Origin of the sequence: Streptomyces cinnabarinus (assembly GCF_027270315.1) — a bacterium.
Lineage (GTDB): Bacteria > Actinomycetota > Actinomycetes > Streptomycetales > Streptomycetaceae > Streptomyces > Streptomyces cinnabarinus.
Map to the genome: position 1 here is coordinate 6,858,192 of NZ_CP114413.1, position 12,237 is coordinate 6,870,428.

The 12,237-nt window shown below is 72.1% G+C and carries 13 protein-coding genes; 9 read left to right on the forward strand and 4 right to left on the reverse strand.

The genetic code is table 11. The annotated features are described in order from the left end of the window. Window positions 1–22 precede the first annotated feature (22 nt). A complete protein-coding gene (locus tag STRCI_RS31080; protein ID WP_269662259.1) occupies window positions 23–475 on the forward strand; it encodes a hypothetical protein in 453 nt (150 codons plus the stop codon). On the opposite strand, the gene STRCI_RS31085 is transcribed toward STRCI_RS31080, so the two are convergent. From STRCI_RS31085 to STRCI_RS31100, 4 genes are all read right to left on the reverse strand, one after another. Beyond that, window positions 444–1,190 (reverse strand): NAD-dependent epimerase/dehydratase family protein, encoded by a 747-nt coding sequence (locus STRCI_RS31085; RefSeq protein WP_269662260.1) that lies wholly within the window; start codon window positions 1,188–1,190, stop codon window positions 444–446. The two genes, STRCI_RS31080 and STRCI_RS31085, sit on opposite strands and share 32 nt — an antisense overlap. Then, window positions 1,187–2,368 carry a macrolide family glycosyltransferase gene (locus STRCI_RS31090; protein WP_269662261.1) on the reverse strand — a complete coding sequence of 394 codons (1,182 nt, stop codon included), beginning with the start codon at window positions 2,366–2,368 and terminating at the stop codon, window positions 1,187–1,189. The genes STRCI_RS31085 and STRCI_RS31090 overlap by 4 nt, the downstream gene beginning before the upstream one ends. Next, window positions 2,352–2,960, reverse strand: coding sequence for a flavoprotein (locus tag STRCI_RS31095; protein ID WP_269662262.1), 609 nt, complete (start codon window positions 2,958–2,960; stop codon window positions 2,352–2,354). Before STRCI_RS31095 ends, STRCI_RS31090 begins: the two co-directional genes overlap by 17 nt. A gap of 108 nt (window positions 2,961–3,068) precedes the next feature. Then, window positions 3,069–3,209, reverse strand: coding sequence for a hypothetical protein (locus STRCI_RS31100; protein ID WP_159045587.1), 141 nt, complete (start codon window positions 3,207–3,209; stop codon window positions 3,069–3,071). Between the two features lie 305 nt (window positions 3,210–3,514). Between STRCI_RS31100 and STRCI_RS31105 the strand changes: the two genes are divergently transcribed. The 8 genes from STRCI_RS31105 to STRCI_RS31140 are packed head-to-tail and all read left to right on the forward strand — an operon-like array spanning window position 3,515 to window position 12,226. After that, window positions 3,515–4,738, forward strand: coding sequence for a macrolide family glycosyltransferase (locus STRCI_RS31105; protein ID WP_269662263.1), 1,224 nt, complete (start codon window positions 3,515–3,517; stop codon window positions 4,736–4,738). Next, on the forward strand, window positions 4,735–5,943 hold the full coding sequence (locus STRCI_RS31110; protein ID WP_269662264.1) for a macrolide family glycosyltransferase: 1,209 nt from the start codon (window positions 4,735–4,737) through the stop codon (window positions 5,941–5,943). Before STRCI_RS31105 ends, STRCI_RS31110 begins: the two co-directional genes overlap by 4 nt. Next, on the forward strand, window positions 5,940–7,169 hold the full coding sequence (locus STRCI_RS31115; RefSeq protein ID WP_269662265.1) for a cytochrome P450 family protein: 1,230 nt from the start codon (window positions 5,940–5,942) through the stop codon (window positions 7,167–7,169). The genes STRCI_RS31110 and STRCI_RS31115 overlap by 4 nt, the downstream gene beginning before the upstream one ends. Before the next feature lie 34 nt (window positions 7,170–7,203). Then, window positions 7,204–8,205, forward strand: a complete 1,002-nt coding sequence (locus STRCI_RS31120) for an ATP-binding cassette domain-containing protein (RefSeq protein WP_269662266.1) — start codon at window positions 7,204–7,206, stop codon at window positions 8,203–8,205. Next, a complete protein-coding gene (locus STRCI_RS31125; RefSeq protein ID WP_269662267.1) occupies window positions 8,202–9,038 on the forward strand; it encodes an ABC transporter permease in 837 nt (278 codons plus the stop codon). The genes STRCI_RS31120 and STRCI_RS31125 overlap by 4 nt, the downstream gene beginning before the upstream one ends. A 24-nt stretch (window positions 9,039–9,062) precedes the next feature. Then, window positions 9,063–10,130, forward strand: coding sequence for a glucose-1-phosphate thymidylyltransferase (locus STRCI_RS31130; RefSeq protein WP_269662268.1), 1,068 nt, complete (start codon window positions 9,063–9,065; stop codon window positions 10,128–10,130). Then, window positions 10,127–11,089: a dTDP-glucose 4,6-dehydratase gene (gene rfbB / locus STRCI_RS31135; protein ID WP_269662269.1), complete on the forward strand. Its 963-nt coding sequence runs from the start codon at window positions 10,127–10,129 to the stop codon at window positions 11,087–11,089. The genes STRCI_RS31130 and rfbB overlap by 4 nt, the downstream gene beginning before the upstream one ends. A gap of 3 nt (window positions 11,090–11,092) precedes the next feature. Next, window positions 11,093–12,226 carry a nucleotide disphospho-sugar-binding domain-containing protein gene (locus tag STRCI_RS31140; RefSeq protein WP_269662270.1) on the forward strand — a complete coding sequence of 378 codons (1,134 nt, stop codon included), beginning with the start codon at window positions 11,093–11,095 and terminating at the stop codon, window positions 12,224–12,226. Window positions 12,227–12,237: the final 11 nt, after the last annotated feature.

A 12,237-nucleotide genomic window follows, 5' to 3' on the forward strand; every position in this document is an offset into this window, starting at 1 on the left:
GGGTGTCGGGCATGATCAGGGCATGGAGAGAGCACATCTGCCGACCACCGAGTCCGCTGTCGTGGCGATCCGTGACCTCGCGGTGGAGTTCGGGGTGAGCATGTCGGTCACCGACGACATCGGTGCGGACCAGACCTCGCGCCGTACGTCGGCCGAACTGTTCACCGTGTTCGACCCGGACGGCTCGCTGCCGCACGAGGCGTTCGTGGAGCTGATGGGGTCGCCGTATGTGAGCGTGCGGCTGTTCCCCGAGGACGACGCGAGGATCACCGTCGACGGCGTGGAGTTCCACGATGTACCCCGGGACTCCGTGCCCGGGTTCCTCAGATCCGTCTACGGCGGGCTCGCCCGGACCAAGGGCCGGCTGTTTCCGCCCGGGCAGTGGCTCATCGTGCCGCTCCCGGGGGACGAGACGTACAAGGAGTTGATCGTGGACACCAGCCTCACACCGTGGCTGGCGCGTAGCGCGCGATGACCTCGTCCAGGTAGGCGGGGCCGAAGCCGAAGTGCGCGGCCTCGGGGACGTAGGCCCGCATCCGGCGGGTGGAGATCCGCACGGACTCGGGCGGCACCTCGTGCGCGACGCGGCGTGCCCGCAGGCCCATGGCCTTCTCCACCGCCGTGACGATCTCCTCCGCGGAGTGGGAGATCCCCGAGGCCACATTGACCGTACGGCCGTGGACTCCCCGCTCCAGCAGCCGGTTCAGCACCGTCCCGAAGTGCCGTACGTCCAGCAGGTCCCGGCGCGCCCCCTGGTGGACGGTGACCGTGCCCGAGCGGATCTGACGGACCAGCGACGGGATGAGCTGGGCCGGGTTCTGGTCCGGGCCGACCAGATGGCTCAGGCGCAGGACGAGCGCGGGGGCGCCGGAGGCGGTGACGAGCCGTTCCATCGCCAGCTTGTGATGGCCGTACGGCGTCAGCGGGGTGATCCGCGCGCTCTCGCGGCCCTCGCCCTGTCGGCCGTACAGGCCGGTGGCCGCCGTGGACAACAGGACCAGCAGCCGGTGCTGTTCGAGGCAGCGGCGGGCCGTGTCGGTCACCAGCCTTGCCTCGCGGGCGAATTGCTCCGGCGCGGTCTCCGAGGTTCTGGAGACGCCCGCGGCCAGGACGGTCACCCGGTGGTGCGGGAGCGGGTGGCGGCGCAGGTGGCGGGCGATGAACCCGTCGCCGATGACTTCGGCGGTCATGCGGGAGCGAGACGTCCGAGGACGGCGTCGGCCGCGGTGCGCGCGCCGCCCGCGCGGCGGATCTCCTCGCGCATCGCGGTGAGCCGCGCGCGTACCCCGTCGTGCGCGTGCAGGCGCAGGGCCGTGGTACGCAGGGCCGCGGAGGTGACCGAGTGGAACGGGATCGCCGTGCCCAGGCCCAGCTCGCGAACGCGCCTCGCCGTACCGGCCTGTTCGGGCAGCCGGGGGACCACCAGGGACGGCACGCCGTGCTGGAGGGCCTCCATCGTGGTGGCCATGCCCCCGTGGTGGATCGCGAGGGCGGCGTGGCGCAGCACGGCCCGGTTCGGCACCCAGGCGCGGGCCTCCACGTTGGCGGGGAGCGGGGGCAGTTGTGCGCAGCGGTCGCCGGTCGCCATCACCACGTGCCAGGGCAGGCCGGTGAACGCCTCGGCGACCGTCGCGAAGAACTCCGGGTGGGCGTGGTCGATCGAGCCCAGGGAGACCAGGGCGACCGGGGTGTCGGTGTCGGGCGGGGTCCAGCCCGCCGGTTCCGGAGCCGGGGCCGGGCCGACGAAGGCGTACTCCTCGCCGAAGGTGTCGCCGTCCGGCTGGAACGAGCGGGGGATGAGGACCAGTCCGCCCGACAGCGCCGTGTTCAAGTGGTCCCGAGCCGTGGTCCGTACGCCCTCCTCGGCCAGGAACTCCTCCAGCCGGGACAGGAATTCGGGGGCCACGGGGTTCGCGGTGGGCGATCCGGGCGGGGCCAGCGACCAGTGCTGGGGCGCCGCGAGATACGTCCAGACCTGCATCGACGGGATGTCCCACTTCGCGGCGAGGACGCTGCCCGCGCCCGCCGGGTCCTCGGTGAGGACCAGGTCGGGGCGGTTCCGCGCGAAGGCCGCCGCCAGCCGGGGCAGCGTGGCGCGGGCGTCGTCGAGGTAGAGGAGCGGCAGCCGTCGGATGTCCGTGGGCCAGTCGGCGGGGTCGGCGGGGAGCGAGGAGCGGACCGGTACGGGGGTGGCGCCCGCGGACTCCACCAGGGGCGCGAACTGCTCGGTCGTGGCGTAACTGACCTTCACACCGCGCCGGACGAGTTCGGCCACGGTGCCCAGCAGCGGGCCGATGTGGCTGTACGCGGCGGCCGTGCAGACCGCCACATGCCGGGCCGCCGCCCCCGGTTCAGCGGGCGCCGGCACCGTTCACCGCCTCCCGTCGGGTGCGGAGGTCCTCCAGGCTCCTGAGGAGGTTCGGGAGGGTGTCCGGCTGGTTGCCGTCATGGCGCCCGGTCGTCATGCTCAGCCCCGTGACCGGCGCTCGCAGTACGACATTGGCGCGCCGCTCAAGACGCTCCCGGTGGTCCGTCATCGCGGCGCTCTCCCAGCCGCCCGGAGGCAGCGCGGCGGCCAGTGCGATCGGCGCCTCGGTGCACTGCAGTGCCATCGTCACCGGGGTGTCGGCGAGACCCTGGGCGAGGCGGGCGATGAAGTGCAGGCCCGCCGGGTAAACGGCGATTCCGTCGGGCCAGCTCGCCAGTTCCACATGGAGTTTCCGCGACTGCGGCTCCTCGGACCAGGAATCCTCGAAGACCAGCCGATTGGTGAGAACCGAAAGGCCCTCCCGGGTCACGAAACGCTGTGCGGAACGCGTGAGTACAATGCGCAATTCCACCTGCGGATAACTGACCTGGAACCAGTTGACCCATAGCGGAAGGAATGCGGCATTGGATGATCCGGTGCCGACCAGGAGAAGGCGTTTCACCCCGAGGGGAGGAATCGGGATGGGCGGCATTCCCCAGTTCTCTTCACTTGTCATCGCGTACTCCGACCTCCGGGGCGACAGGGTCCAGCCGTCTCCCGGGAGGCCGGGCCTCCCGGGAGACGCGTATCAGACCGATACTCAGCAACCGCACCAGGAGCAGCAGCAGGAGCACAGGATGGCCTGCGCCTCGTTCTCGTCCGCCTCGACGGTGAGGAGCTCGTCCTCGGTCAGGGCGTCCAGCTCCAGCAGGTCATCGGCCAGCAGGTCGGCGACGGGCATGGTGCCTCCTTCGACAATGGATATTCCGACGGATGGGAAATGCATCCGCGAGCCGCCCGAGGCCCGGGCGGCGGTCGCCATGCTGTCCGGGGAGCACCCCGAATTCTTCCGCCGCCCCGCTGGTTTCTGGCTCCCCGCACGAGTAGGAAGCCGGTGGGTCGCCTCCCACTCCGGTGCGAGACGCGGACTCACCTTCCGGTCAATGCGGCGTACTGGCTGCGGCGGCGCATACCTAATGGGCGGATTCCTTTGCTACGTTGCCGGTCCGATGACAGTTCTGCCCGCCCGGAGACACAGGTGGTTCGATGTCCCATATCGCCTTCTTCAACATTCCTGGAACCGGTCACGTCAATCCGACGGCGGGAATCGTCGCGGAACTCGTGAAGCGCGGCCATCGCGTCAGCTACGCGGTGACCGCACGCCAGGGCGCGGAGGTCGAGGAGGCCGGCGCCACGCTGGTGCCGTACGAGTCGACCATGCGGCAGACCCGGAACGCGATGAGCGATCTGGAGAGCGTCGACCGGTTCACCACGGGCGACTTCGTGCAGGTGCTGCGCGGCCTGGTACGGGAGACCGAGGCGGTGTACCCGAGGCTCGCCGAGGCGTTCGACGGTGACCGTCCGGACGTGCTGGTCCACGACGGGCTGTCCGGCTGGACCGGCCGCCTCCTCGCGCACAGCTGGGGGATACCCGCCGTGCGCAGCATCCCCACGCTGGCCGCGAACGAGCACTGGTCGCTCGGTACGGACGGGGAGTACGCGAGCTTCGAGCCGGAGCATGCCGGACTCACCGCCGTGTACGGAGAGATCGCCACCCTGCTGGCCGGGCTCGGAGTGGGCCTGACCGCCCAGGAGTTCTTCGGCGGCAGCGAGTCCGGACCGGCGCTGGTGTTCATCCCGCGCGAGTTCCAGTTCCGGGGCGAGACGTTCGGGGAGGACTTCCACTTCGTCGGACCGTGCTGGTCGGAGCGGCGGTTCGACGGTGAGTGGAGTCGGTCGGGTGGTGAACGGCCGTTGGTGTTGGTGTCGTTGGGGACGATTCACAACGATGATCTGGGGTTCTTCCAGGCGTGTGTGGATGCCTTTGCCGGGTTGCCGTGGGATGTGGTGATGGCGGTGGGGGACCGGGTGGATCCGGCGCGGTTGTCGGGGGTGCCCGGGCATGTGGAGGTGCGGGCGCATGTGCCGCAGCTTCAGGTGTTGCGTGAGGCTGATCTGTTCGTGACGCATGCGGGGATGGGCAGTGTGATGGAGGCGCTGTCGTTCGGGGTGCCGATGGTGGCGATTCCGCAGATGAGCGAGCAGCGGGCGAACGCGGACCGGCTGGCCGAGCTGGGACTCGGAACGATGCTGCACCGGACCGAGGTGACGGCCGACAGCCTGCGGCAGGCGGCGCTCGCGGTGCTGTCCGACGGCTCCTTCGGCGGCCGGGTGGCGGACATGCGGCGGCACCTCCGGCGGGCGGGCGGCGCTCGGGCCGCGGCCGATGTCATCGAATCCCTGCTGGTGCCCGCCGAGGCGGGACGATGAGCGCCCACATCGCGTTCTTCGCCCTGCCCGGACACGGTCATGTGAACCCGGCGCTCGGTGTCGCCGAGGAACTGACCGGGCGCGGGCACCGGGTCACCTTCGCCACGACCCGCAGGTTCGCCGACGCCGTGGCCGGGACCGGCGCGGTGCCGCTTCTCTACGAGTCCACCATGGACGGGCTGCCGGCCGACGACAGCGCCGAGGACCGCCCGGACCGGTTCGGCAGCGCGGACCTGGCGAAGGTGCTGCGCGATCTGCTGCGCGAGACCGTGGCCGTACTCGGGCCGCTGGACCGCGCGTTCGCGGCGGACCGGCCCGACCTCGTGGTCTACGACGACCCGTCCGGGTGGGCGGCCCGGCTGGCCGCGGCACGACGGGGCATTACGGCGCTGCCGTACCGGACCACCTTCGCGGCGAGCGCCGACTGGTCGCTCGCCAGTGACCGGACCGACGTCGATCCGCTGCACCCGGAGATCATGCGGGTGTTCCACGGTGTGGCCAAGCTGCTGGACCGGGTCAAGGTCCCGCTCGGGCCCAAGGAGTTGATGACCGGCAGCGAGTCCGGACCGGCGCTGGTGTTCATCCCGCGCGAGTTCCAGTTCCATGGCGAGACCTTCGGTGACGATGTCCACTTCGTCGGGCCCGGCCTCGGACGGCGGGCGACGGACGGTGAGTGGAGTCGGTCGGGTGGTGAACGGCCGTTGGTGTTGGTGTCGTTGGGGACGATTCACAACGATGATCCGGGGTTCTTCCAGGCGTGTGTGGATGCCTTTGCCGGGTTGCCGTGGGATGTGGTGATGGCGGTGGGGGACCGGGTGGATCCGGCGCGGTTGTCGGGGGTGCCCGGGCATGTGGAGGTGCGGGCGCATGTGCCGCAGCTTCAGGTGTTGCGTGAGGCTGATCTGTTCGTGACGCATGCGGGGATGGGCAGTGTGATGGAGGCGCTGTCGTTCGGGGTGCCGATGGTGGCGATTCCGCAGATGAGCGAGCAGCGGGCGAACGCGGACCGGCTGGCCGAGCTGGGACTCGGAGTGACGCTGCACCGCGGCGAGGTCACCGCCGGGACCTTGCGGGACGCGGCCGTCGGCGCGCTGGCCGACACCTCCCGCGCCCGGCGCGTCCAGGAGATGCGCGAGCACATCCGGCGGGCGGGCGGGGCTCCCGCCGCGGCCGATGTCGTCGAGTCCCTCCTGGATCACCGGTGACCCGGCCGATCGAGATCGACACCTCCGCCTTCTTCGCGGATCAGCACGGCTACTACGCCGACTTGAGGCAGACCCCGGGGCCCCGGCTCGTCCGCAACCCGCAGGGCCTCGACTACTGGCTGATCACCCGGCACGCCGACGCCCGGGCGGTGCTGCTAGACGACCGGTTCTCCAAGGACCCCCGGCTCGCCGAACAGGCGCTGAGTTCCGCCGGTTACGGCGTCTCCGGCGCCGACAGCTTCTTTCTGCCCCTGGTCAACAGCGACCCGCCGGACCACACCCGGCTGCGGCGGCTGGTCTCGGGGGCGTTCACCCCGCGCCGGGTGGAGGAGCTGAGGCCCCGGGTCGAGCGGCTCACCCATGAACTCCTCGACGCCGTCCCGGACGAGGGCGACGTCGACCTGATGGCGACGCTGGCCTTCCCGTTGCCGGTCCTGGTGATCAGCGAGCTGCTGGGTGTGCCGCACCGCAGCCGGGGCGCGCTGCTGACCTGGGCCACCCGGATGCTCACCGTCTCCGGCAACGGATCGGGGCCCGCGGACCGCACGCGCCGACTGCACCGCTGGTTCGCCTCCCTCGTGGCCGCGAAGCGCCCCCGCATCCGCACCGATCTGCCCCAGGACGAGCAACCCGACCTGCTCGCCGCCCTTGTGGTGGCGCACGACCGAGGACAGCGCCTCGACGACGAGGAACTCGTCGGCCTGCTGGTGCTGTTGCTCGTGGCCGGCCACGAGACGACGACCGGGATGATCGGCAACGCCGTCGACGCCCTGCTGCGCCACCCCGACCAGCTCGCGCTGCTGCGCGGCCGCCCCGAGTTGCTGCCCTCGGGGGTGGACGAACTGCTGCGCTACGAGGCGTCGTTGGCGCGCACCACGCTGCGGGTGGCACGGGAGGACGTGCGGGTCGCCGACACCGTCGTCCCCGCGGGCAGCGTCGTCAGCGTGGCCCTCTCGGCCGCCAACCGGGACCCGGAGGTCTTCCCCGAGCCCGACCGGCTCGACGTCACCCGGGCCCGCGGCCCCCATCTCTCCTTCGGCCACGGCATCCACTTCTGCCTGGGCGCGCCGCTCGCCCGGCTCCAGACGGAGACCGTCCTCGCCGTACTGCTCCAGCGCTTCCCGGAGCTCGCCGCGGCCGATCCGGACGCGCCCCAACTGTGGCGCCCCGTCGGGGACATGCGCGGGCTGCTGACGCTGCCGGTGCGGCTGCGACCCGCCGTCTGATTCCCCGTCCACCTTGACTCAGCGAGGAGACCCCGTGCCCCCACCCCCTCCCGACGCCCCCGCGATCGAGGTGCGCGGACTGCGCAAGGCGTTCGGGGCGACGCCTGCCCTCGGCGGAGTCGACCTCACCGTCGCCCCCGGAACCGTCTGCGGACTCCTCGGGCCCAATGGCGCGGGCAAGACCACGATGGTGCGGATCCTGGCCACCCTGTCGCTCCCGGACGGCGGTACCGCCCGCGTGGCCGGGCACGATGTCGTCGGGCACCCGGCCCGGGTGCGCGGGAGCATCGCGCTGACCGGGCAGTACGCCTCGGTGGACGAGGTGATCAGCGGCCGGGACAACCTGGAGATGTTCGCCCGGCTGTACCGGATGCGCGGAGCCGCCGTACGGCGACGGGCCGAGGAACTGCTGGAGCGGTTCGGGCTGACCGACGCGGCCCACCGGCCGGTGCGCACCTGGTCCGGCGGTATGCGCCGGCGCCTCGACCTCGCGGTCGGGCTGGTCGTCCCGCCCGTGGTGATGTTCCTCGACGAGCCCACGACCGGGCTCGATCCGCAGAGCCGGGCCGGGCTCTGGGAGAGCGTACGGGAGCTGGTCCGGGCCGGGACGACCGTGCTGCTGACCACGCAGTACCTGGACGAGGCCGACCAACTGGCCGATCGGATCGCGGTGTTGACGGATCCCGACGGTACCGGCGGCCGGGTCGTCGCCGAGGGCACCCCCTTCGAGCTGAAGTCCGCGCTCGGCGGGGAGTCCATCGACCTCACCGTCCGCCACGCCGAACAGCGCGGCCGGGCCGCCGAGATCCTGGCCCGCGCGGGCGGCCGGGCGCCCGTGCTCGCCGACGATCCGCGCCGGGCGACCCTCGCCGTCGGCTCCGGAGCGGTGTCCGGAACGGCCGTACTCGCCGCCGTACTGGGCGAGTTGGACCTCGCGGGGATCGCCGTGGAGGACCTCGCCCTGCGGCGCCCGACGCTGGACGAGGTGTTCCTCAACCTGCTGAACGGGCCGAGCCGAGACCGGGAGATGGCATGAGTGCGCCCCTGCCGCCGAGCGCGTGGCACACCTCCGAGGAGCCCCCGCTCTCCCGGCTGCGCTGGGCCGCCGGTGACGCGGCCACCGTCGCCCGGCGCTATCTGATCCATCTGCGCGGCGCCCCGGAACGGGCCGCCATGGCGCTGGTGATCCCGCTGCTGTTCACCTTGCTCTTCGTCTATGTGCTGGGTAGCAACATGCGGCCGCCGGGCGGTGTCTCGTACGTCGATTTCGTGGTGCCGGGCATGCTCGCGCAGATGGCGGTGTTCGGCATCGCGGCCAGTGCGGCCGTCGTGGCGGAGGACAAGGAACGGGGCGTCACCGACCGCTTCCACGCCCTGCCCATGAGCCGGACCGGTGTGCCCGTCGGGCAGTCGCTGGCCGAGTGCCTGGGCGGGGTCATCACCCTGGTGGTGATGGCGGTCTGCGGGCTCCTGGTCGGCTGGCGTCCCACGGCGATGGCCGCCGGGCTGGCGCTGCTGCTCCTGGCCCGTTACGCCTTCAGCTGGCTGGGCATGTGGATCGGCCTCGTCCTGCCCTCGCGGTCGGCCACCGATCTGGTCGGCATGCTGATGTTCCCGCTCACCATGATCTCCAACATCTTCGTCCCCACCGAAGGGCTGCCCACGGGGCTGCGGCTGCTCGCCGACTGGAACCCGGTGAGCGCGGTCGTGTCGGCCGTGCGGGAGCTGTTCGGCAACCCCGTCGCCGTACCCGCCGACGCCGCGTGGCCGATCGCGCACCCGGTCGCCGCCACGCTCGGCTGGTCCGCGCTGCTGCTCGCGGTCTTCGGCCCGCTGACGGTCGCCAAGTACCGCGCGCCGAGGCACTGAAGCGCTGAAGCCGAAAGGAGTCCCGTGAAAGCCCTCGTACTGGCGGGCGGTGCGGGCACGCGACTGCGTCCGATCACCCACACCTCCGCCAAACAACTCGTCCCCATCGCCAACAAGCCCGTCCTCTTCTACGGCCTCGAAGCCATCGCCGGCGCCGGCATCAAGGACGTAGGAGTGATCGTCGGCGACACCGCCGAGGAGATCGAGCGGGCCGTCGGCGACGGCTCCGACTTCGGACTGCGGGTCACCTACCTTCCGCAGCCCCGCCCGCTGGGACTCGCCCACGCCGTGCTGATCGCCCGCGAGTTCCTCGGCGACGACGACTTCCTGATGTACCTCGGCGACAACTTCATCGTCGGAGGCATCGGTTCGCTGCTCGACGAGTTCCGCACGCACCGGCCGGACGCCCAGCTCCTGCTCACCCGCGTCCCCAACCCCGGCGCCTACGGCGTCGCCACACTGTCCGCCGACGGACGCGTCACGGATCTGGAGGAGAAGCCGGAGCGGCCCGTCGGCGATCTGGCCATCGTCGGCGCCTATCTGTTCACCCCCGCCGTCCACGACGCCGTCCGCGCCATCGCCCCCTCCGGGCGCGGTGAGCTGGAGATCACCGACGCGCTGCGGCTGATGCTCACGCAGGGCCGGGACATCCGCCCGACCGTCATCACCGGGTACTGGAAGGACACCGGCACCGTCGCGGACATGCTGGAGGCCAACCGCAGTGTCCTGGAGGTGCTCGAACCCGCCGTCGAGGGCACCGTCAGCGCCGACAGCGAACTCGTCGGCCGGGTACGGGTGTGCGCGGGAGCCGTCGTGCGCGGTTCCCGGATCGTGGGCCCGGCGCTGATCGGCGCCGGCTCGGTGATCGTCGACTCCTATGTGGGGCCGTCCACTTCGATCGCCGAGAACTGCCGGATCGAGGACAGCGAGATCGAGTTCTCCATCGTGCTGAGCGAGGCGACCATCACCGGAGTGCGCCGGATCGACGCCTCCCTCATCGGCTGTCACGTCCAGGTCGCGCCCGCGCCCCGGGTGCCCACCGCGCACCGGCTCGTGCTCGGCGACCACAGCACCGTGCGGATCGCCTCATGACGCACTACCTCGTCACCGGAGCGGCCGGGTTCATCGGCTCGCACTTCGTCCGCGACCTCCTCGGGCCCGACGGCCCCCCGGAAGTCGAGGTCACCGTCCTCGACGCGCTGACCTACGCCGGGGACCCGGCCAACCTCGCGCCGGTCCTCGACGATCCCCGACTGCGGTTCGTCCAGGGGGACATCACCGACGCCGCGCTCGTCGAGAAGCTGCTGCCGGGCGGCTCGGTGGTGGTCAACCTCGCCGCCGAGAGCCATGTCGACCGGTCCATCGCCGCCGCCGGGGCCTTCGTGCACACCAATGTGCTCGGCACCCAGATCCTGCTGGACGCGGCCCTCGCCGCCGGTGCCCGGTGCTTCCTGCAGGTGTCGACGGACGAGGTGTACGGCTCCATCGACGAGGGCTCCTGGACCGAGGAGGCCCCCGTCCGGCCCAACTCCCCCTACGCCGCCACCAAGGCCGCTGCCGACCTGCTCGCCCTCTCCTGCGCCCGCACCCACGGCCTCGACGTCCGGATCACCCGGTGCAGCAACAACTACGGTCCGGGGCAGCACCCGGAGAAGCTGATCCCCCGCTTCGTCACCCTGCTGCTGGCCGGGCGGCCCGTGCCGCTGTACGGCGACGGCGGCAACGTCCGGGACTGGCTGCACGTCCTCGACCACTGCCGGGCCCTCCGGCTGGTCCTGGAACACGGCGCGCCCGGCGAGGTCTACAACGTCGGCGGCGGGACGCAGTTGACCAACCGTGAGCTGACCGGGCGGCTCCTGGACGCCTGCGGCGCCGGCTGGGACGCGGTGCGCCCGGTCGAGGACCGCAAGGGGCACGACCGCCGCTACTGCGTCGACGACGGCAAGCTGCGGCGCCTCGGATTCCGGCCCCGGGTTCCCTTCGAGCGGGGCCTGCTGGAGACCGTCGACTGGTACCGCCCGCTCACCGAACACCCCGCAAGAAGGAAGTGACCCGTGCGTGTCCTGTTCGCCGCCTTTCCCGTTGCGGCCCGTGCCTTCCCCGTGGCCCCGCTCGCCTGGGCGCTGCGGAACGCGGGCCACGAGGTGCGCGTCGCCACCCACCCGGACCTGGTGCGCGGGGTGACCGAGGCGGGGCTCGCGGCCGTCCCGGTGGGACAGGGCGAGGACCTCGCCGCGCTCACCGACCTCACCCGCAACCCCGCCCTGGCCGACCACCCTGGCGGCGGACTGCACATCGGCACGGGGGAGTGCCCCGACTGGGGCGCCCGGTGGTACCGGACGACCCGCGCCTTCGCGGCCCTGCGACCCCTGCTGGAGGAGCTGACCGGCACCGTCGTCCGCTGGCGCCCCGACCTGGTGCTCTGGGACCCCTTCTGTCTGCCGGCCGCCGTCGCCGCCCGGGTCGGCGGCGCCGCCCACGCCCGGCTGCTGTGGGGACGGGACAACATCGCCTGGCTGCACGGGCGTTCGGCGCGCTACCGGGACCAGTCACCGGGCTTCCCCGAGCCGCTGGAGGAGACCATGCAGCAGCTCCTCGAACCCTACGGACTGCCCTACGCGGAGGAACTGGTCCTCGGCCAGTGGACCGTGGACCCGATGCCACCCGGGATGCGCCTGTCCGCGCCGGGCGTCCGGTACGAGAATGTGCGCTGGGTGCCCTACGGCGGTGGTGCGACCGTCCCGGAGCGGCTGCGCGGCCGGCCGCTGCGGCCGCGGGTGTGGGTGGCTGGGGAGCGGCTCGGGGAAGCGCTGCGTGGGCTGGAGACCGAGCTGGACATCGAGCGGGTCCCCCTGCCCCAGCTCCTCCCGACCTGCTCCGCCGTCGTCCACCACGGCGGTGCCGAGGTGTTCGCCTCGGCCGCGGCGGCGGGCGTGCCCCAGCTGATCGTGCCGGAGCCGGCCTGGGACGAGGAGGCGGCGGCCGTACAACTCGTCCGCAAGGGCGCCGGAGTCGCCCTCGACCGGCGGGAGCCGAGCGCGGAGTCGCTGCGGGCGGCGCTGCTCGCGGTGCTGCGGGACTGCCGGGAGGGGGCGGCCGCCTGGCGCGAGGAGCTGGCCCGCCTGCCGGGGCCGGCGGAACTCGTCCCGGTGCTGGAGAAACTGACCAGCCATCACCAGCGGATCTGAGACCACGACCC

What these genes read in the sequence shown, in the direction of transcription:
- STRCI_RS31080 (WP_269662259.1), top strand. Translation starts at nt 23, where the DNA reads ATGGAGAGAGCACATCTGCCGACCACCGAGTCCGCTGTCGTGGCGATC.
- STRCI_RS31085 (WP_269662260.1), bottom strand. Translation starts at nt 1,190, where the DNA reads ATGACCGCCGAAGTCATCGGCGACGGGTTCATCGCCCGCCACCTGCGC.
- STRCI_RS31095 (WP_269662262.1), bottom strand. Translation starts at nt 2,960, where the DNA reads ATGCCGCCCATCCCGATTCCTCCCCTCGGGGTGAAACGCCTTCTCCTG.
- STRCI_RS31100 (WP_159045587.1), bottom strand. Translation starts at nt 3,209, where the DNA reads ATGCCCGTCGCCGACCTGCTGGCCGATGACCTGCTGGAGCTGGACGCC.
- STRCI_RS31105 (WP_269662263.1), top strand. Translation starts at nt 3,515, where the DNA reads ATGTCCCATATCGCCTTCTTCAACATTCCTGGAACCGGTCACGTCAAT.
- STRCI_RS31110 (WP_269662264.1), top strand. Translation starts at nt 4,735, where the DNA reads ATGAGCGCCCACATCGCGTTCTTCGCCCTGCCCGGACACGGTCATGTG.
- STRCI_RS31125 (WP_269662267.1), top strand. Translation starts at nt 8,202, where the DNA reads ATGAGTGCGCCCCTGCCGCCGAGCGCGTGGCACACCTCCGAGGAGCCC.
- rfbB (WP_269662269.1), top strand. Translation starts at nt 10,127, where the DNA reads ATGACGCACTACCTCGTCACCGGAGCGGCCGGGTTCATCGGCTCGCAC.